The 19,167-nt window shown below is 39.5% G+C and carries 20 protein-coding genes and 1 other annotated feature; of the genes, 16 read left to right on the forward strand and 4 right to left on the reverse strand.

The features are described from left to right. Positions 1-29: 29 nt before the first annotated feature. From ACIFOD_RS11135 to ACIFOD_RS11165, 7 genes are all read left to right on the forward strand, one after another. Positions 30-1,076, forward strand: a complete 1,047-nt coding sequence (locus tag ACIFOD_RS11135) for an ArsR/SmtB family transcription factor (protein ID WP_430314635.1) — start codon at positions 30-32, stop codon at positions 1,074-1,076. A gap of 14 nt (positions 1,077-1,090) precedes the next feature. Next, positions 1,091-2,317 (forward strand): MFS transporter, encoded by a 1,227-nt coding sequence (locus ACIFOD_RS11140; RefSeq protein ID WP_430314637.1) that lies wholly within the window; start codon positions 1,091-1,093, stop codon positions 2,315-2,317. Between the two features lie 180 nt (positions 2,318-2,497). Further along, on the forward strand, positions 2,498-3,847 hold the full coding sequence (locus ACIFOD_RS11145; protein WP_430314638.1) for an NAD(FAD)-utilizing dehydrogenase: 1,350 nt from the start codon (positions 2,498-2,500) through the stop codon (positions 3,845-3,847). Positions 3,848-3,941: 94 nt separating this feature from the next. Beyond that, complete coding sequence (locus ACIFOD_RS11150; protein WP_430314639.1) at positions 3,942-4,310, forward strand: hypothetical protein; 369 nt, start codon at positions 3,942-3,944, stop codon at positions 4,308-4,310. 99 nt (positions 4,311-4,409) lie between these two features. Then, positions 4,410-4,871, forward strand: a complete 462-nt coding sequence (locus ACIFOD_RS11155) for a DinB family protein (protein ID WP_430314641.1) — start codon at positions 4,410-4,412, stop codon at positions 4,869-4,871. A gap of 35 nt (positions 4,872-4,906) precedes the next feature. Further along, positions 4,907-5,641, forward strand: a complete 735-nt coding sequence (locus ACIFOD_RS11160; RefSeq protein WP_430314642.1) for a GNAT family N-acetyltransferase — start codon at positions 4,907-4,909, stop codon at positions 5,639-5,641. Between the two features lie 60 nt (positions 5,642-5,701). Further along, positions 5,702-5,893: a hypothetical protein gene (locus ACIFOD_RS11165; RefSeq protein ID WP_428974046.1), complete on the forward strand. Its 192-nt coding sequence runs from the start codon at positions 5,702-5,704 to the stop codon at positions 5,891-5,893. A 115-nt stretch (positions 5,894-6,008) separates the two neighbouring features. Here the strand turns inward: ACIFOD_RS11165 and ACIFOD_RS11170 are convergent, their stop codons facing one another. Beyond that, positions 6,009-7,061 (reverse strand): iron-containing alcohol dehydrogenase family protein, encoded by a 1,053-nt coding sequence (locus ACIFOD_RS11170; RefSeq protein WP_430314644.1) that lies wholly within the window; start codon positions 7,059-7,061, stop codon positions 6,009-6,011. A 186-nt stretch (positions 7,062-7,247) separates the two neighbouring features. On the opposite strand from ACIFOD_RS11170, the gene ACIFOD_RS11175 reads away from it, so the two are divergent. From ACIFOD_RS11175 to ACIFOD_RS11185, 3 genes are read left to right on the forward strand one after another with little or no spacing between them, the layout of a single operon-like run. Then, positions 7,248-7,682, forward strand: coding sequence for a MarR family winged helix-turn-helix transcriptional regulator (locus ACIFOD_RS11175; RefSeq protein ID WP_430314645.1), 435 nt, complete (start codon positions 7,248-7,250; stop codon positions 7,680-7,682). A 26-nt stretch (positions 7,683-7,708) separates the two neighbouring features. Next, positions 7,709-8,344: a nitroreductase family protein gene (locus tag ACIFOD_RS11180; RefSeq protein WP_430314647.1), complete on the forward strand. Its 636-nt coding sequence runs from the start codon at positions 7,709-7,711 to the stop codon at positions 8,342-8,344. 23 nt (positions 8,345-8,367) lie between these two features. Continuing rightward, positions 8,368-8,664 carry a putative quinol monooxygenase gene (locus ACIFOD_RS11185; RefSeq protein WP_430314649.1) on the forward strand — a complete coding sequence of 99 codons (297 nt, stop codon included), beginning with the start codon at positions 8,368-8,370 and terminating at the stop codon, positions 8,662-8,664. Positions 8,665-8,744: 80 nt separating this feature from the next. Here the strand turns inward: ACIFOD_RS11185 and ACIFOD_RS11190 are convergent, their stop codons facing one another. Beyond that, positions 8,745-10,418 carry a ribonuclease J gene (locus ACIFOD_RS11190; RefSeq protein ID WP_430314650.1) on the reverse strand — a complete coding sequence of 558 codons (1,674 nt, stop codon included), beginning with the start codon at positions 10,416-10,418 and terminating at the stop codon, positions 8,745-8,747. Between the two features lie 165 nt (positions 10,419-10,583). Between ACIFOD_RS11190 and ACIFOD_RS11195 the strand changes: the two genes are divergently transcribed. The 4 genes from ACIFOD_RS11195 to ACIFOD_RS11210 all read left to right on the forward strand — a co-directional run bounded on the left by ACIFOD_RS11195 (position 10,584) and on the right by ACIFOD_RS11210 (position 14,456). Then, complete coding sequence (locus ACIFOD_RS11195; RefSeq protein WP_430314652.1) at positions 10,584-11,243, forward strand: O-methyltransferase; 660 nt, start codon at positions 10,584-10,586, stop codon at positions 11,241-11,243. Positions 11,244-11,300: 57 nt separating this feature from the next. After that, positions 11,301-11,510 (forward strand) — a binding site (T-box leader). A 228-nt stretch (positions 11,511-11,738) separates the two neighbouring features. Then, complete coding sequence (tyrS, locus tag ACIFOD_RS11200) at positions 11,739-12,986, forward strand: tyrosine--tRNA ligase (RefSeq protein ID WP_430314653.1); 1,248 nt, start codon at positions 11,739-11,741, stop codon at positions 12,984-12,986. Between the two features lie 153 nt (positions 12,987-13,139). Continuing rightward, a complete protein-coding gene (locus ACIFOD_RS11205) occupies positions 13,140-13,460 on the forward strand; it encodes an ArsR/SmtB family transcription factor (RefSeq protein ID WP_430314654.1) in 321 nt (106 codons plus the stop codon). A 135-nt stretch (positions 13,461-13,595) separates the two neighbouring features. Then, positions 13,596-14,456, forward strand: coding sequence for a permease (locus tag ACIFOD_RS11210; RefSeq protein WP_430314655.1), 861 nt, complete (start codon positions 13,596-13,598; stop codon positions 14,454-14,456). 212 nt (positions 14,457-14,668) lie between these two features. Here the strand turns inward: ACIFOD_RS11210 and ACIFOD_RS11215 are convergent, their stop codons facing one another. Next, positions 14,669-15,532 carry a GAF domain-containing protein gene (locus ACIFOD_RS11215; RefSeq protein ID WP_430314657.1) on the reverse strand — a complete coding sequence of 288 codons (864 nt, stop codon included), beginning with the start codon at positions 15,530-15,532 and terminating at the stop codon, positions 14,669-14,671. 241 nt (positions 15,533-15,773) lie between these two features. On the opposite strand from ACIFOD_RS11215, the gene ACIFOD_RS11220 reads away from it, so the two are divergent. After that, the gene (locus ACIFOD_RS11220) at positions 15,774-16,736 is read left to right on the forward strand and encodes a GNAT family N-acetyltransferase (protein WP_430314658.1); all 963 of its coding nucleotides are present in this window, start codon (positions 15,774-15,776) and stop codon (positions 16,734-16,736) included. Between the two features lie 81 nt (positions 16,737-16,817). Further along, complete coding sequence (locus tag ACIFOD_RS11225) at positions 16,818-17,732, forward strand: ferritin family protein (RefSeq protein ID WP_430314659.1); 915 nt, start codon at positions 16,818-16,820, stop codon at positions 17,730-17,732. Between the two features lie 106 nt (positions 17,733-17,838). Here ACIFOD_RS11225 and ACIFOD_RS11230 read toward each other — a convergent pair whose 3' ends face one another. After that, complete coding sequence (locus ACIFOD_RS11230; RefSeq protein ID WP_397551517.1) at positions 17,839-18,456, reverse strand: acetate uptake transporter; 618 nt, start codon at positions 18,454-18,456, stop codon at positions 17,839-17,841. Between the last annotated feature and the right edge of the window lie 711 nt (positions 18,457-19,167).

A 19,167-nucleotide genomic window follows, 5' to 3' on the forward strand; every position in this document is an offset into this window, starting at 1 on the left:
AGAAATTTTTGGGAATGAGGTGTTCCAATATGGATGTACTCCATACGACAAGCCGAAAAAGAGAGACATATGAAGTAAGAATCGAGGCTTCTCTGCTTTGGGAATGCGCTTTGGGGATTGCTGCCATCACAAATACAAGGCTTATTGATACGTTAGAAAAACCGAAAGAGTCATGGGACAAGTTAAAGAAATCTTTATCTGAGCCGTTGATAGAGAATTTGAAATACGTTGAAAAGCATAATACCTGGAAATCCCTACTGCTCTTGTTGCATCAAAAAGATTTCCGGGATTTCTCTGACTTCATCACGTTTTTGGGTGGGGTGGACGATCAAAAACTCAGATTTGTCTGCATTCCATACATAGGGATGAAATTTCAAGAACTTCGAACGCATGCTTCAAAAGGTGATGAGTCATCACGAGACAGATTGAAAAAGCAGACCAAGGATAATCCATATTTTCCAGGATATATTGAGTTTATCTGCACCACAAATATCCAGAACTTAAGGGATCACTTGAAGAGCGTCATGACCCGGTGGTATCAAGAAGTGATCATTCCTCAACAAGAGGCGCTATTTCAGATATTGACAAGGGATAAAGAGTCCAAGGAGAAGATGAATGAAAAACTGAAGCCCGAGGCCATGGTTGAATGGGCAACGGGAGGAATTACTTATCTGCCCGAGCCCAGTGTACATACCGTCCTGCTGATCCCTCAGTCGATTTACCGCCCTTGGAACGTAGAAGGGGATGTTGAAGGAGTCAAGGTGTTTTATTACCCCGTAGCCAATGAAAGCATTTATCCGGATGATAAGGATATGCCAAGCTATTTTTTGGTCCAGAAGCATAAAGCCCTTGGGGATGAAGCGCGCCTCCGTATGGTGAAATTACTGAAGGGGTCAGATCGTACACTTCAGGAAATCACGAATGAGCTGAACATGGGGAAATCGACGGTCCATCATCATTTGAAAATACTCAGGTCCGCAAGGCTCGTAGAAACGCAGGATGGGAAGTATCGCCTGAAAGAGAATGCGGTTCAATCTTTATCGAATGAATTAATGCAGTATTTAGCTGAGAGTTAAACGGGGGAAATGATATGGGGGAGCGTGCGGTCAGGCTAAATCAAGTGGAAGATTTCCCGCCCTTAAAGAAAAACTATTCTGTTTTCCGATTCATGGGTGGGAATCTGATTTCATTTTTCGGTGATCAAATCTATTTAATCGCAATTCCTCTAATGGTATTAACCCTCACTGGATCACCTGTGAGTATGGGGATTGTGGCGGCGCTTGAACGGCTGCCGATTCTATTGCAGCCCTTCGCAGGTATCATGTCCGATAAATTCAACCGGAAGCACCTGCTCCTTTTATGTGATTTAGGGCGATGTTTACTTGTTGGGATGATTGGGGTTCTATTTATCATGGAGGTACTGGAGATGTGGATGGTATATCCCGTTGTGTTCGGTATCGGATGTTTAAGCCAAATATACAATATATCTCAATTTGCTTCAGTACCAAGCCTAGTGAGAAGAGAAGACCTTCAAGCTGTGAATTCACTAAATTCCGGGATATTTAATTTGACGGTTTTTCTGGCACCAGGTTTGGGAGGGCTGATCATTTCCTTTTTGAATCCAGGATATGCCCTGTTGGTGAACAGCGTCAGTTTCCTGGTATCTTTTCTTGCCATTGCGAGTCTCCGGATGAAGATAAATGAGAGAGATTCATCAAGGCATTCCATATGGGGAGAGATCAGGGAGGGGTTTCAATTCGTTATAAAGACCAAGCCGATTTTGTACACCAATCTAGCCATGGTATCTTCTGTGTTCGGAACTACATTGTTTCTCACATTGTTGGTATTTCACCTAAAAGATTCCATCAGTTTAAATACGGTCATGATTGGTTGGTTATTATCAATGGGTGGAGTAGGTGCCATTCTTGGCGCTGTTACGTCAAACCTTTTTCGGAAGCGGTTTTCTTATCGGAGCATTTTATTTACGGCCTCTGTCATTGGAGGGCTTTCGATCCTGTGTTTCGGCTTTATAGAAACCTATTTTTGGCTTGTGATCATGAATGCAGTTGGAACCTTTTGTGCTTCGATGATGAGTCCATGCATCATTACAATCCGGCAAACGCTGACACCTGATCACTTATTGGGAAGGGTGCAGGCCACAAGCCGCCTCATGACTTGGGTATTCATGCCCCTGGCCGCATTTCTTGCAGGAATACTGGCTGAAGCAATAGGTACAGACCAGACCATCATGCTTGCTGGAGCCATCTCAACACTCGCTTCCTTTCCCTATCTTCATCACAGTTTGAAAGATAAATAGAGGGACGGACCTTCCTCATTTCTCTTTTATGGTAGGATGGAAATGGAAGGCATTTTGGTTTGGAGAATTCAGATATGATTACTGAAAGTCAATTGAAAGAGAGATTAAGAAACATCGATTTTAATCGTCCTGATATAAAGTGGCACATGAACGTCTACAACTAAGAAAGGGGAGCAGAGGATGCAATCGAATCATCACGACATCACCATCATCGGAGCAGGTGTGAGCAGTGTGTTTCTCGCTTACACCTTGATGAAGCACAATGAACATGTTTCCATCCACATGATTGATCTCGGCAAAAAACTGAGTGAACGTACATGTGGGTTAGATGAGGGAGGAGTATGTACTTGTGAAGGAATGTGCAGTAAATACATTGGGTTTGCAGGTCTTGGGAAATCAGAAGGGAAATTTAATTATACAAATGATTTCGGAGGAGAGCTTGGTAGGAAGATTGGAGAACAAACGACACTTGATTTGATGAAGGAAGTAGACGATATCCTCTGCGAGTTTGGCGGTGACATCATCCCCTCCTATAGCACGAAAAATGAGATACTTTCGAATAGAGCCGGTATGGCTGATTTAAAGGTGCTTTCAACAGAGGTCCGTCATTTAGGAACACGCTTGGCGAGTGAGGTTTTTCATAAAATGTATAAGGTGCTGAAAAACCGTATTACCTTTAGTTTCGAAACTCATGTAGAAACGATCTCTAAAAATGAGGCGGGCTTTCATTTAAAATCCAATATCGGTGATTTTACGACGGGGAAATTAGTGATTGGTACAGGAATGAGTGGCAGCACATGGCTGAAAGAACAAGCAGGATCACTTGGACTTTATCCAGGAGAAACCCGTCTGGATTTGGGGATACGTGTGGAAATGAAAGGTGATCAGCTTCAATCGATATTAAAAGATACATTTGAAGCAAAGCTGAAGATCGAGAGGGAATCATTCAGTGCGACAACTTATTGTATGAATCCGCGAGGGAGGGTCATACGGAAGCACCAGCATGGCGTAGTGATGCCTGATGGACAAAATGCCCGTGAAGAAGATATACCAAGTGCGAATCTGAACTTCAGCTTGTTCGTTCCACGCTATTTTCTCTCCCATGATGAGGCAATGGACTATGCAATGAACATCATAGGTGGAATCAATCAAGGACGAGATCGGATTGTCGTTCAGAGATTGGAAGATTTCAAATCAGATAGGAATACAGAAACGTTGGATGGGAATCTGGTAGGTCCGTCCCTAAAAGCGGATTATGGGAATCTTCGGGAAGAGGTTCCAGAATTGTATGTGATGGCGCTCGAGAAGTTTTTCGCTTCTTTGGAAAGGCTTATTGGGGAGACTATACATCCTGATACACTTTTGTACGGTTTGGATGCGAAATTCTATGAACCTAAATTACCGACGGATCAGAACTTTGAAACAGATGTGTCAAATCTGTATCTCATTGGTGACTGCTCGGGAGAAACCCATTCCTTGTCTCAGGCAGCGGCAAGTGGTATTTATTTGGGGAAACATCTGGGAAGATAGTATTTACCACTTAATAATAAATTTGGAATAATTTGAAACCTTTCTGTTTGTTCTTTCGTACTAGTAGAAAAGAACAGGCAGAAAGGATTTTTTTATGGGATTAAGAGTAGAAAATAAAGATTTTGAATATGAACCGATGGTAGATAATCATCCAAAAAAGCAGATGAGTATGTACTCGTTCCTTCGTTTATTGGGAATTTTTATTTTCGCTGGGTGGGGATTCATGTTCTTCACTGTCCCCCTGGATCTTAACCATACATTCGAATGGGTTCATGTTAAGGGCATTCATGTATATAGGAAAATGATAGGAGAATTCTTTCTTTGTCTGATCACGGTAGGATTCATATATTTTGGATTGCTATATTTATATTTTAAAAAAATGTGGGGAAGAACGTTTTTATTGATCACTTTGTTAAGTCTGGGAGTAATCAATGGCATCTTATTTTTCCTTTCATTAAATTGAGGGGATATTCTATGAATGAAGGCAACCCCCTTTAATCATTGTTGTTGGATTGTTCACTGCTTTTAGAATACATAAAATCATGAAGGGCAGGTTGAAAAGATGGTAGAACTTTTTTCTTATAATTGGCAGTTACGGGAAGAATGGTTTGATTGGTGCAGGGAAATTGATCAGTATGAATTGACGAAAGAGCGTACAGGCGGGATGGGGAGCATTCTGAAGAATCTCTTTCATGTAGTGGACTGTGAGCAAATTTGGATGAATCAATTACAAGGGAAACCCGTGGCGAAAAAGGATTTCCACACTATTTCGACGCTAGACGAAGTCATTGAGTTTTCAGAAACGACTCGGCAGCAAACGGAAAGCCTTCTGTCATTATGGACTTCTGCCTATGGAAAGAAAGAATTTAATATGACATCAAGGTCAGGTAGAACATACAACTTTACATACAAAAAGGTTATGCAACATGTGGTGACTCATGAGATTCATCATATTGGTCAATTATCCGTGTGGGCAAGGGAAGTCGGAAAAAAGCCGGTGTCGAGTGATTTTATTTTCAGATGATGTATATGTAGCAGATAGAAAAGGAGGACTATACATTGAATAAACAACAAAAGCCATTCATCGAAAAAGTAAAAATCATTCATGGTGAAAACTATGCGACCATTGAGGATACGAATGATTTGACCATTGCAGAACTGAAAGAACTTGTCAGTTATCTGGATCAGAGCCCGCCTTATCATTCCCTATCTAACTTGAAGATTCTTGTGAGTCAAACATTCTCCCGGGAAGTGGATGAGTATTTAGAGGGGAAAGGATATGACCTGGTTGATGAATTTGTGACTGTGTATAAAAAGCTTGAGAAGTCGGAAATCAAACACTCTTTTACATTGAAAAATTTACATATGATTTCAGAAAATGAATTTGCTCATATTTGGATGCAATCTATGGAGGGCTCCCTTAATGCTCCATCTCGTTTAACCATGCCAGAACATATGAAAAGTGTAGAAATCGAATTAGGTGACAGCTATAAGGATTCCTGTATTGCGGTTTATGAAGGAGATCAGCCTATTGGGGTCATAATGCCACATATAGAACCGGGTACGGTAGATGAGGGAAGGTTGTTTTATTTCGGATTGATTCCTGATGAAAGAAACAAAGGAAAGAGTAAGATCCTTCATAAACTGGCACTTAATCTGTTAGCTAGTGAGTTTCATGCAAAAAATTATATCGGGGGGACAAGTAAGAATAACGCTCCGATGATTCGAACATTTCTTGCAAATGGGTGTGAAGTGAAGGATGTTAACAGGGTGTTTTATAAGAAATCCCTTTAGTACTGTGACCAGCAGTGTTATAATGGATGAATTGTTCAAGTAGAAAAGGGGAAACGCCTTATGAAATATATGAAATCACAAATGAAACAGTTAATCAGGGATAATAAAGAATTGCAAAGTCGTCTGAAAGTATTGATGGATGAGATGAATTTAGAGCGTACGTTTGCTCTTAAAGCATTGTATCATTCAGAGGTTGCAGAAGGCGGAAAATATCAGGCTGCTTATCAAGCGTTAGACCAACCAAAGGAGTAAGTCCTTTACTCATTCAAGTGATGGGACCTAAGTTTAGCGTGTTTAAGAAATAATCCATATAGACGGCCAGGTAGGAAGATAGTTTCCCTCATTACCTGGCCTTTTTCATTTTCACTCAGGAAAAGATCTCCTGCAACAAAGGGTCTTCATCTAATATCTCCAAGGCTCTTTGTCGATAACTGGAATCATGTAGATAGGTATAACGATTAGGTTTGATCGATGTACTCATTAAAATCGCTTCTTTGTATTCTGCTTTAATTAACCCAATTGTTTTAACATAGTCAAAAAAACCAGTTCGTGTAAAAACTTTTTCAATACGTTCTATTCTATGCTCTTGAACTTTTGCCATGATATAGGTGGCGACACCTACTTGAATTCCATGCATTTGCGGTGTATTAGAAATGATTTCAAGACTGTGGGAAATCAAATGCTCTGAGCCGCTGATGGGGGCACTGTTTCCGCTAATGACCGTCGAAACCCCTCCCATTGTTAACGAACTGACTAATTCTTTAAGAAGGATTTCATTTTTTAATTCATGCATCGGTGTCCGGATAAAGCTATTAACGGCTTTCTTACTGAGCATATAGGCGAAGGCATTTACAGAACCAACCCCGTTTTTTTCTTCAAACTCCCAATCATATAGAGCTGTCAGATTAGACATGAGATCGCCAATCCCCGCTAGAATGAATCGATCTGGTGCATGCTTTATAATATCTAAATCTACTATGATTCCATATGGGACCTTTGCGGGGACCGTTGTCTTCTTGCCATCAACGATTAATGAGCAGTTACTGCTCGCGAATCCGTCGTTTGATGGGGCAGTTGGAATCGATATGAATGGACTTCTTCTGGAAAAAGCCACATATTTTCCGTAATCGACAACTTTTCCACCTCCAACCGCCATAACGACATCAAAGCGGCTCCAAGAAAATGCGGCAGAAAGTAATTCATGTATATCCATTGTGTCATCCAGCTTTACGCACTCAATAGAGAGATGGGACAAGGCGTTTTCGATTGTGTTTTTTAAAGTGGTATATGAAAATTCATCAAATAATACGATAGCGTTGGTGAATGGATGCCTTTTTAAAACATCGTCTAACCGTGACAATACGTCAGATCCAATTTCTAAAATAGAGGGAATCGGAATGTTTGTAACTGAATTTATCATAGGTTATAATCTCCTTTAATTCTCGACATTTTCTCACTTTACACTTTCTACATTTGTCAAAAGGAATCCTTTAATTCATTAGATCCTTCTCCCAGGTCCAAATATTTGACTAATAAAACGACATGTATTATATTAATTGACAGGTCAATGATTGACCCCTCAATTAAAATGGAGGAGGAGGATGCTTTGTCCATCTCGTGTCGTGAAGAAGAGAAGATAATTGTTCAACTAAATGATATATATAAGCAAATGAGTCCCAAGTTTGAGCGCTGTACCGGAATCAGTCAGTCTCGTTTGGATCTTTTGCACAAGTTGTTTGAAGTGGAAGAGATCAGTCAAACGGCTTTACAAAGAGAAGTGAATATTGATAGTGCAGCCGTGACGAGACACTTAAAGCAGCTTGAAGGAAAAGGGATGGTCTCCCGCCGTAAAAATCCTGATGATAACAGGTTTACATTTGTTCGGTTGACAGAAGAAGGCCGTAAAAAAATAGAGGCTTATCGTGAAGAGAAAGAGATCTTTATCTCAAAAGTCTTTAAAAGCTTTACAAAAGAAGAACGTTCGGTTTTATCGGACATGCTAAATCGTATTCAGGATAATGTTCGGGAGATTGAATACTAGATTTTACCCATAAAGGAGAATGCACCATGAATCAAACAAAAATCAATGACTTCAACGAAATCATCACAGGCCGTCGTTCCATCCGTAACTATGACCCGTCTGTGAAAATCAGTAAAGAAGAAATGAGAGAGATTCTAACCGAAGCCACTCTAGCACCATCATCTGTAAACTTGCAGCCATGGCGTTTTGTTGTTATCGATAGTCCAGAAGGGAAAGAAAAACTTGCACCACTTGCGAAATTCAATCAGACCCAAGTCAAAACTTCATCTGCAGTTATTGCGGTATTTGTAGATATGAACAGCCTTGACTATGCGGATGAGATTTACAATCAAGCAGTAGAAGAAGGGTATATGCCTGCAGAAGTAAGAGACAGACAGCTACCATCTATTAAAGGATTACTACAAATGATGACAACTGAACAGTTCAGGGAAATGAACCTCATCGATGCAGGCTTAGTATCCATGCAGCTAATGCTTGCTGCACGTGCTCACGGATTTGATACAAATCCGATTGGTGGATATGAAAAGGATCAAATTGCTGAAGCATACGGTATGGACAAAGACCGTTACTATCCAGTCATGCTGATTTCAATAGGAAAAGCGGCGGATGCAGGCTACAAATCTGTTCGCCTGCCAGTAGAGTCCATCACAGAATGGAAATAAAGATGAGAAAAGAGGAAAAATATATGATTATTATACATGCAGAATTTCATATTAATCCAACCAAAGAACACGCATTTTTAGAAGAGATTCGTCCACTTATAGCAGCATCCAGAGCAGAAGATGGAAACATCTCATATGACTTAATGAAAGATACAGAAAGAGAAAGTGTCTATACTATGGTTGAGGTGTGGAGGGATGCTGCTGCCGTTGAGAAACACAATGCGAGTGAGCATTTTTCTTCATTTGTTGGAAGAGCGCCTGAGTATTTAGCGGCTCCTTTAGATGTGAAGATTTATGAAGGAAACAAGTTAGAGAAATAATGGATTGGAGAGCACCTGACTTTTGGTTGGGTGCTTTTTTATTAAAAAATGCCAGGTACATAAGCACCCGACATTTCCAACTATACTTCAATAATGATTGGCAAGATCATTGGTTTCCTCTTCAAATGCTTGAATAGGTATTGACCTACGTCTTTTTTGATGGCCTGTTTCATTTCTTTCCAGTCGCGAATATTTTCTGCAGACAATTCATCTACGACTTTTTTTACGAGATGGTTTACGTCCTTTAATAGGTCTTCTGAGTTTCGTACAAAAACGAATCCCCGTGAAATGGTATCAGGTCCAGAAATAATCGAATGATCCGACTTACTAAGGGTGATGACAATGATAAGCATTCCATCTTCAGAAAGTTGTTTTCGATCCCGAAAAACAATTGATCCGATATCTCCGACGCTCAAGCCATCTACAAAGGTGTCTCCTGCAGGAATGGCACGCGTTTGACGGGCAACGGAATTCTCAATATCAACGACTTCACCGTTTTTTATTATAAAAGTATTTCCTGCTTCCACTCCTACCGATTCAGCCAGAATTCGGTGATGATGAAGCATTCTGTATTCACCATGTATAGGAATAAAGTAAGTCGGCTTCATTAATGTTAGCATGAGTTTTAAGTCTTCTTGGTACCCGTGTCCTGACACATGCATGCCTGTTGTACTTCCACTTCCGTAAATCACGTGGGCACCCAGTTGAAATAAATGATCCAGAATACGTGATACGTTCTTTTCGTTTCCTGGTATTGGTGAAGCAGCCAGAATGACCGTATCACCTGGATAAACGTATACGTCCCTGAATCTTCCAGTAGATAGGCGAGCTAGTGCAGCCATAGGTTCCCCTTGACTTCCCGTACATAAAATCGCTACCTTTTCGGGAGGTAATGCATCAATTTCACGGGCATCAATCAGCATCCCGTCAGGCACAGTTAAATATCCCCGTTCCATGGCGACTGAAACGACATTGATCATGCTCCTTCCTAATAATGCCAGCCTCCTGTTTGTCTTAATGGAAGCATCGACTACCTGTTGGACCCGGTTGACATTGGAAGCAAAGGTTGAGACAAAGATCTTTCCAGTGGCTTTTAAGAACGCTTCATCCATATGATTCCCCACCATTTGTTCAGAAGGGGTCAATCCGCTCCGCTCCGCATTCGTGCTTTCAGAAAGTAAGACCAATACCCCTTCATCGCCGATCCTGGCCATTTTATGAATGTCCGAGTATTGATGATTGGCAGGGGTTAAGTCGAATTTAAAGTCTCCGGTATGTACGATATTTCCTTCCGGCGTATGAAATACGATACCTAAACAATCCGGAATGCTGTGACTGACCTTGAAGAACGAAACATCGATCGTTCCGAAATTCAGGTTAGAATTTGAGTCGATGGTTACAAGTTTTGTCTCTCTTATAAGCCTGTGCTCTTCTAATTTTAGTTCGATCAGTCCCAGGGTGAAATATGTAGCATAAATGGGTATGTTTATTTTTTTTAGAAGATAAGGAATGCCACCTACGTGATCCTCGTGGGCATGAGTGACAATTAACCCCCGTATTTTATCTTTGTTTTTTTCAAGATAAGTAACATCAGGAATGATTAAGTCGATCCCCAAAAGACTTTCATCAGGAAACTTACCTCCACAATCAATGATAATAATATCATCATGATGTTGAATGACATACATATTTTTTCCGATTTCATTGATTCCGCCAAGTGCAAAAATGGATAATGCCTGTTCAAAGGTATGCAAGAATGAACCCTCCAAGACAAATTGTTTTGGTTATTATGCCCGAATAGGTTGATATCATTAAGGTGGATTTTGTTTTGAGAGATAAAAAGTTACGTTAAATAATTTTTTATATGGTAAATTATGCTACTATTATTTATGAAAGTTACATACTAAGGAGTGATGGTGATGAAATCAACAAAAACATGGACAGAAGTAGATCAATATTTTATGAATAAACTTCAAGTATCAGATCCACTTATGGATTCTGTATTGAAGGCAAATAGTGAAGCAGAACTGCCTGCAATCGATGTATCTCCGAATCAAGGGAAGTTTCTTTCTTTGCTTGCACAGCTTAAAGGAGCGAAACGCATATTGGAAATCGGGACACTCGGAGGCTATAGTACAATCTGGCTTGCACGTGCATTGCCCGAGGACGGCCATCTTGTAACCTTGGAATATAGTGAAAAACATGCAAAAGTAGCCGCAATAAACATTCAAAACGCTGGAATGGATCGAAAGGTGGAAATTAAGGTAGGTGCTGCCTTAGATACGTTGCCGACTATTGAGGGTGAATTTGACTTTATTTTCATCGATGCAGACAAACAAAACAATGCAAATTATTTAAAATGGGCACTCGAGCTTTCGCAACCTGGAGCTGTCATCATTACAGATAATGTGGTACGCGGGGGAAGAGTAATCGATAATAATAGCGGAGATGAAAGCGTTCAGGGTGTGCGCTATTTTGTTGATATGTTGTCTAAAGAGCCCCGCATTGATTCAACGGTTGTTCAAACCGTTGGGTCTAAAGGTTACGACGGGTTTGTAATGGGGATTGTGAAGGGATAAAAAATTATTATTGTATTTTATGGCATACTTATGTAAAATAAATGAAAATTCATAATCTTAGATGTCATGATAGGAATGAGTAGTGACTTATCTCCCTGGTGAAGAGAGCTGATGGCTGGTGGGAATCAGTACAAAGATAAGCGCGAATTACCTCCTTAAACATTCTCTGTGAACCCATTAGTAGCAGAGAACGGCCGGTCCGTTATCCGTATGAAGTGGAAGAGAAATCTTCAATGAGGGTGGTACCGCGTTAACCACGTCCCTTTTTTAGGGGCGTGGTTTTTTGGTGTGATTTTTAGTTGAGGAGAGTGGATAACGGCGAAATCTTTGATTTAACTGCGAAATCACAAATTCGAATTTGGCAATCAAATATATCAGCGGAATTTTCATTTTATCAGCGAAATCCAGGATTTATCAGCGAATTAAAATAATTTCAGAGAACCCCACCAACCTGACAAATCTTTGAACGAAACATATTATTAAGGAGGAATGATCATGCAACACAAGTGGGAATCACTTTCACAAGAACAACAGGCAGAAGTAGAAAGGCAGTTAGCCGTATACAAAAATGGAGTGCATGAAATCATTCCAGAAACAGAATTAAGAAACAAACTCGTCAAGTCAATTGCAACTGGAGTACCATTGAAAATCAAGCTGGGTCTAGACCCAACGGCTCCCGATGTTCACCTGGGTCATACGGTTGTTCTGAACAAATTAAGGCAGTTCCAAGAAAACGGTCATACCATACAGCTCATTATTGGGAATTTCACCGGTAAAATCGGTGATCCAACTGGCAAGTCTGTTGCAAGGAAGCAGCTGACTGATGAAGAGGTGAAGAGAAATGCCCAAACATACTTTGAGCAATTTGGGAAAGTCTTGGACAAAGAGAAGGTGGAGCTTCATTACAATTCAAAATGGCTGTCATCGTTGAATCTTGAAGATGTGATTCATTTGTCCTCAAAGATAACGGTTGCTCGATTAATTGAAAGAAACGATTTTTCGAATCGGTTGTCAACAGGGAAGCCAGTTTCGCTTCATGAGTTTTTCTACCCGTTAATGCAAGGATACGATTCCGTCGCATTAGAAAGTGATGTGGAGCTTGGCGGGACGGATCAGCAGTTTAATGTGTTGATGGGGCGGCATCTTCAAGAGCATTATAACCAGGAAAAACAAGTTGTCATATTACTTCCTTTACTTGAAGGTCTTGACGGCGTAGATAAAATGTCAAAATCAAAACATAATTACATTGGAATTGATGAAGATCCTAACCAAATGTTTGGGAAGACGATGTCGATTCCGGATGAATTAATCATAAAATACTTCAACCTGATAACGGACATATCTTTAGATGAGAAATCGAAAATAGAGAAGGAATTAATTCAAGGGACACTCCACCCTAGAGATGCCAAAATACATTTAGGAAAAACCATCGTGTCTATGTACCACGGAGAAGCATCAGCCGTGCAAGCCGTGAACAATTTTAAGGAAGTATTCCAAAAAGGCGCCATGCCTGATGACATTCCAGAGATACAGTGGACAGGTGAAAGTAGAGTGCCCATTATCAACTTACTTGTTGAACTGAATATGCAAGGATCAAAGAGTGAAGCGCGGCGGATGATTCAAAATGGAGGAATCAGAATCAATTCAGAAAAGGTTCTGGATATACAATTAGAAGTAGAGATTGAAGATGGACTGATTGTGCAGGTAGGGAAGAGGAAATATAAAAAGCTGCGAATAATGTAACCCCGTAAGAAAGTCGTCTAATCAGCATGAATAGATGGCTTTCATATTTTTAATTATAAATCAAATCTTTTCGATTTATTAGTTGACTTATTGGAAGATCCTGCATATAGTGAGGATATATCAAATAAACTTGATTTAAGAGGAGCAGATAGCATGAATAAACAAATTCCATTAAAAGATATATCTCTGGATTCAACCTTCAGTAAATACGAAAAAAAATTCAAGGCACTTGCAGATCAAAAAAGGTTATTTATCCTGCATCAAATTACTGAAATGGGAGAAGTGTGCGTATGTGACTTATCGGATAAATTAGACTTACCCCAATCTAAACTTTCCTACCATCTGAAAATTTTAATGGACGCTGAGTTGATCTTGAAAGAAACACGTGGCACGTGGAGTTACTATACATTAAATCACTCTGAATTGAATCACTTGTTATCAGAACAACTTTGCTGCTTGTTTAGGAAGGAATAAGATGCTCAATCTCTTTATGCCTTATTAATCAAAAAAAGTTGATGTAAGCTTAGACGGATGTTTTGTGAAAGAGATTGTTTTAATTCGATTTATTAATCAAAAAAAATTGATTCAACAAAATGGAGGTAGTCAAAAATGACTATATTGAAAGATTTCATCAGTATTGCTCTTGAACTAACTGTGCTGTTTGTCGGAATTTCCTTTATTATTCATTTACTGCAAGGACTCATTCCCTATAAAAGGATGGAGGAGCTGATGGATAGAAGCCATCCTCTGTTGAGTGCTCTGATTGCTGTTGGTTTTGCGTTCGTCACACCATTTTGCTCCTGTTCAACCATCCCTATAGTCGTAAATCTATTGCGAAACAAAGTCCGCTTTCCCATTGTGATGATTTTCCTTTTTGCCTCTCCTGTACTGGATTTAACGATTTTGTCCTTGATGACCTACTTACTGGGATGGAAAGTAGCAATTGCATATACGATTTTAACCACTTCTTTTTCTATTATCATCGGATTTGCGTTGAGTGCATTTGGATTTGAAAGACAACTGAAAAATGTAATGGTAGAAAATTTCTCAGCCCCTGAGAATGGTATCGACATTAAGAAAGCGATAAGAGAAACACTTACACTTATGAAAAATGTCTATCCATTTCTTATTATCGGGGCAGGGATTGGTTCGGTTATTCATGGTTCTGTTCCAACAGAATGGATTACAACCTATTTAGGAGGCGAGAATTGGTGGCTGGTGCCGATAGCTGCGATTATCGGGATTCCTTTATACATCCGACTATCTACAATGATCCCGATCTCTCAAATTCTTATTGCTAAAGGTATGGCACTGGGACCAGTAATGGCTCTAATGATTGCATCAGCAGGAGCAAGCCTTCCGGAAGTGACTTTACTCCATAGCATCTTTAAGAAGAAGCTTGTGGTAGCTTTTATTGGCTCTGTACTCACCATGTCTACTATGTCGGGTTTCTTATTTTACCTTATATAAGGAGGTGAAAAAAATGAAATGGTTAAAGAGTTTGATGGGTCAGAATGAACAGAAGGATTGCTGCAAAGTGAAGTTGGTTGAAGTGAAAGATGAAAATGTAAAAAAAGAATGTTGTCAAAAATAAAAAATGAAGCCCTCGTTTTCTAACGCAGGGCTTCATCTTCTTTTATTGGGATGGTAGTAAAGAGGGTTTGCGACGATCTACTTTCAAATCAATGAGTAGGCGTTTCGGTTAAATGAAAGCCAATATACTTCAACGCAGATTCTAAATTGCGTACCTTGACAATAGGTAGTTGAGATAATTGTCCGCTCTCCTTTTCGTGAATCGCAAGATCAGGTGTGATTCCTGTGAGAATCGATTCAATGCCCATTATCTTGAGTGATTTTACTAAGTTAATAAATACCGTTGGAAATACTCCATCTAAAATGAGCAGACCGGATAAGTCGATAATAAAGTACACCGTATCGTGACTGGACCCATATTCGAGAACTTTGTTAATTATTTTTTCTGCACGTATTTCATCGATGACTCCTTGAATACTAAGACAGGCTATTCCTTCTGTAATCGGGATAATCGGAACACTCAAGTAATTCATATTAAATTTGGTTTGATCCAAATCCACGATATAAGACAGAATATCTGCCATGGATTGAAGGTATTCAATATCCGACTGACAGAAATTCTTCTCTTCTTTATCCATGACACATAATGTTCCGAATACATCCCCTTGTATATCTCTTAGTGTAACCCCGAGAAAGCCTTTTACCCCTAATTGAGATGTAACTTCCAATTCTTTGGTGATGGCATCTTCTTCAAGGTTAATCTTATGCATCTCATTGTTTTCATTCATTATAATCAATCTACAATATGTATCCCCATATTTAACAGAGTAACCCTCTGGAATGATTTCTTCTTTTTCGTTAAAAGAACTTAAAACAGTCATGGCATCATCGTCTCGTCTTGTTACATAAGCCGTTTGAACATTTAAATGTTTGCTTATGCTATGGAACAACTTTTTAGAGGTGGCTATTAATGAATGGTATTCGGATGACGCTAAATTATACTCATTAGACACGAATCTTACCTCCTCCTCTAAACTAGAATTCTATGAACTATGTAAGCAATGAAAAAAGTGCAGTTAATGTAACTATATAGACAATGGAGATGAATGTCTAATAAGAGACTTTTTTTACAAAAAACACTAATTTAAGTTATAATTTCCCATATAATGAAAACCGAAGAGAGGAAATGAAAGTATTTCAATGCAAATCTGTTGCTTAATGAGCAATTAATAAGAGATAAAGAGGAGAAAGTAAATGAGTACAATCACAATAGAAAGAGCACGAATAGAAGATGCAGGTATCCTTACAGATATAAAAAGGAAAGTGTTTGATGCTGAAAAAGAAAAATGGCTTTCATATGCAGAGAATGTCGTCGATTACAATATCCAGCCACCAGGCTACGACTCCATCGAGATGGGGAAGTATATGATCCTAGAATTGAATTATTTCAAAATCCTTTATCAAGAAGAGCTTGTTGGAGGTGTGAATGTCACGTTAGGGGGAAAGCGCCATGGAAGAGTCGACCGTATCTTTGTTGATCCGGATTACCAGGGAAAAGGAATTGGTTCATCTGCCATAAGATTAATAGAAAAGGAGTTTCCACTGGTGAAATCGTGGGAACTTGAGACATCTAGCCGGCAGCTGAATAATCATGCCTTTTACGAGAAGATGGGGTACACGAAAATATTTGAATCAGAAGATGAATTCTGCTATGAAAAAAGGGTACAACTTAATGCTACAGTAGAGGTTGAGACGAGGGAGATTCTCATTCAAGGTGATACCTTGGGACAAGTTGACCTTTCTCGGCTGCAAGTGGAACAGAGCGACATGACGGAGACGGATTTCTATGGGATCGCCGGGGTTCATACCACATTTAGTAACAGTAACCTAATGGGAGCTCAATTTAGCAATTGCAATCTAAGTGAATCCCGCTTTCAAAATATTAATTTCAAAAAATCCCTGATTGCTGATTTGAATCTTTCACATAGTGAATTCGCCCATGTGACTTTCGGTGGCGTTTACGTTCATGACACGACTCTTGAAGATGAGGAAGAGCCTGTAAGATTTGAGCGTTGTGATCTTAAAGGGAGTCAGTTTAAAAGTTGTAATCTGAATAATGTTGAATTAATAGATTGTGAGACGCACGGATTGAGGATCAATAATATTTTGGTGAAGGATCTTTTGGATGCGTATGAAGTAGTACATAAGAAGAGGTAAAGTGAAAATCTCCAGACACCCGATTTAGGGGGAAGTCATAAGATACTTAATGACAGACAGAAAGGAGAGGTGTCTTTCTATATGAATCCTTATCAGTTTTATCGTCAATTCAAACCTTTTCATTTAGATGGTTACTCGCGGGTTCAGGAGAATCAATCACTGATAAAAGATATACAAAAGGCAATTAACGGAGAATATAGTGCGATCGCTTGTTATAAAAAACTTGCCAAATTGGCCCCAACCGAAGAAGAGAAAAATCAGATTCGAGAAATTCGAAAAGATGAAATGCGCCATTTCAAAGCTTTCAGTGATATCTATACGACTATAACAGGAGTTCCGCCCACTCCTCAATTGCAAGAAGGTTGTCCTGATTCATACAAAAGAGGTCTTGAATTCGCCATAAAAGACGAGCAAGAAACGGTTGATTTCTATTTAGAGATTGCTGATGGAGCCCAAGATACCTATATAAAGGAATCATTCCGTCGGGCTGCTGCAGATGAACAAAATCATGCCGTCTGGTTTTTGTATTACTTTATCAAGAACCAAGGAAGCTGGAGACAGGAGAGGCAGATGAATTACGGCGCAAAAGGAGCACTTGAGGCAACTTCACTCACTGTCCCTCTAATGCTCGTTTATGCCATACAAGATGAATACCTGGCTCAGGCTAGATACGATCGAATCATACAGAATTTCGGTAATGTTCGAACCTTCTTAAGAATAAAAGAAGCCGAGCTGCGGCATATTGCAGCTTTGCAAACCCTTTTCCAGCGCTATGGTGTGTCATTGCCTGAAGATGATTCTCATGCCTATACCTCAACTCCGGATTCGATTAAGAGTGCATACGCAGCAGGAGTTCAGGGTGAAATTGATAATATAGCTATGTATAATAAATTTCTGACTTACAATCTTCCTCAAGATATAAGATTTGTTTTTACACAATTGAGGGATGCTTCACAGAATCATTTAGCTGCTTTTGAGAGAGGGTTAGCCAGATGAAGTGACCCCCTGTATGGGTGGGTTTGAGTTCGACATCTTGATTCCCGTATTGAAAAAATAATGAAAAAAAGAGATAGATGAGCCTGTCATCTATCTCTTTTTTCGCTTACTTAAATATCCCGAATGGCTTTCCTACAGGAAGTGTTTCTCTCCCAAAGTGGGTGTTCAACACACTTGCAGCAGAGCCGTAGAAGCTGAATAATGCAATAAACAACTCGGAAATGGCCGCTAATTTATGCATGGCTTCAGGTGCAATCCCCAGTGTAGACAGGGACAGGCCGATAAATAAGAAATCAATCAGGACAAATATAATAAATAAGACCTTATGTGTTTCCATCGCGCCAACGGTCATAAAAATACTGAAAATCAGGTAACCGATATATGCAATCCCCAGTTGGTGTGGATCAACTGCAGCCGCCGCTGCTTCTCCAAACACACCGAATGAAATTAACCAGGATGTTCCGACTCCAAGCCAAAATAATCCGAATGCTCCAAATGCAGTGGAACCGAATGTATTATTATGTTTTGCATCTCCAAAGCATGCGATCAGCTGTGCAATTCCACCAAGGAAAATCGCCCATGGTAATACAAAAGAAACTCCATCCGTCCATCCAAGTTTCGCTGAAGAAGCGACAAGGGTAACCATAGCTAATCCAAAAAGTCCAAGCGCAGATGGATCCGCTGTCGCGATTTGAACGCGCTGAGTGTTTTGTGTTTGATTCATGATGATACCTCCTATTAAACATACTTGACTAATTTACATAAAAAAGTCTCCATATGCAATAGAAAATATTATGTAAGCATAACTTTCATAAAAAAGGTGGTATTTTTGAGGTAGTTGAGGAATAAAAGTGGGTTTCGCTGATAAAATCAAGATTTCGCTGATATATTCAAAAAATCGCTGATAAATTTTCTCATACGCTAATCCAGCTCACAAAAACCTCATAAAAAGAGTCGATTTCAACAAGATTTCAACTCATCCAATGAAAATTCATCAAAAACCTCCTCGCTAATGAAAAAACTCCCGGATTATCCGCAAAAAGATAATCCGGGAGTTCTTCCTTCTGACCGTACATCCAATTCATAACAAAAAAACGCATGAATTGAGTCTATCCTACATACATATCAACAGGGGACAAATATTTTACTCGAGCGATCCTCTAGAAGGGGGTGAGGGTGGTGGAGAACTACTTTATTTTCATGCTGATATTTCAAGCAGGAAGTTTCATCATTTCGTTGTTGAATCATATTGAAAAGTAGAGGGCTCCTTAAAGATTTTTCCGGACTATGACTGGCCTCATAGTTCGGTTTTTTTCTGTCGGATCGCTTCCCTTATAGTCTATGTAGATCTTCTCGCTAATATACGTTTCTATTAATATAGTAATCGATGACGTACAGTTTCTAAATATGCCTTTTGTTGTTATCATAGGATTAT

The organism is Rossellomorea sp. NRS-1567, from assembly GCF_050467885.1.
Taxonomy (GTDB): domain Bacteria; phylum Bacillota; class Bacilli; order Bacillales; family Bacillaceae_B; genus Rossellomorea; species Rossellomorea aquimaris_C.

Bases quoted from the DNA above. Each gene is read 5' to 3' on its own strand.
- ACIFOD_RS11135 (WP_430314635.1), top strand. From the start codon at position 30: ATGGATGTACTCCATACGACAAGCCGAAAAAGAGAGACATATGAAGTA.
- ACIFOD_RS11150 (WP_430314639.1), top strand. From the start codon at position 3,942: ATGGGATTAAGAGTAGAAAATAAAGATTTTGAATATGAACCGATGGTA.
- ACIFOD_RS11155 (WP_430314641.1), top strand. From the start codon at position 4,410: ATGGTAGAACTTTTTTCTTATAATTGGCAGTTACGGGAAGAATGGTTT.
- ACIFOD_RS11185 (WP_430314649.1), top strand. From the start codon at position 8,368: ATGATTATTATACATGCAGAATTTCATATTAATCCAACCAAAGAACAC.
- ACIFOD_RS11220 (WP_430314658.1), top strand. From the start codon at position 15,774: ATGAGTACAATCACAATAGAAAGAGCACGAATAGAAGATGCAGGTATC.
- ACIFOD_RS11165 (WP_428974046.1), top strand. From the start codon at position 5,702: ATGAAATATATGAAATCACAAATGAAACAGTTAATCAGGGATAATAAA.
- ACIFOD_RS11170 (WP_430314644.1), bottom strand. From the start codon at position 7,061: ATGATAAATTCAGTTACAAACATTCCGATTCCCTCTATTTTAGAAATT.
- ACIFOD_RS11145 (WP_430314638.1), top strand. From the start codon at position 2,498: ATGCAATCGAATCATCACGACATCACCATCATCGGAGCAGGTGTGAGC.
- ACIFOD_RS11225 (WP_430314659.1), top strand. From the start codon at position 16,818: ATGAATCCTTATCAGTTTTATCGTCAATTCAAACCTTTTCATTTAGAT.
- ACIFOD_RS11210 (WP_430314655.1), top strand. From the start codon at position 13,596: ATGACTATATTGAAAGATTTCATCAGTATTGCTCTTGAACTAACTGTG.
- ACIFOD_RS11230 (WP_397551517.1), bottom strand. From the start codon at position 18,456: ATGAATCAAACACAAAACACTCAGCGCGTTCAAATCGCGACAGCGGAT.
- ACIFOD_RS11195 (WP_430314652.1), top strand. From the start codon at position 10,584: ATGAAATCAACAAAAACATGGACAGAAGTAGATCAATATTTTATGAAT.
- tyrS (WP_430314653.1), top strand. From the start codon at position 11,739: ATGCAACACAAGTGGGAATCACTTTCACAAGAACAACAGGCAGAAGTA.
- ACIFOD_RS11140 (WP_430314637.1), top strand. From the start codon at position 1,091: ATGGGGGAGCGTGCGGTCAGGCTAAATCAAGTGGAAGATTTCCCGCCC.
- ACIFOD_RS11205 (WP_430314654.1), top strand. From the start codon at position 13,140: ATGAATAAACAAATTCCATTAAAAGATATATCTCTGGATTCAACCTTC.
- ACIFOD_RS11180 (WP_430314647.1), top strand. From the start codon at position 7,709: ATGAATCAAACAAAAATCAATGACTTCAACGAAATCATCACAGGCCGT.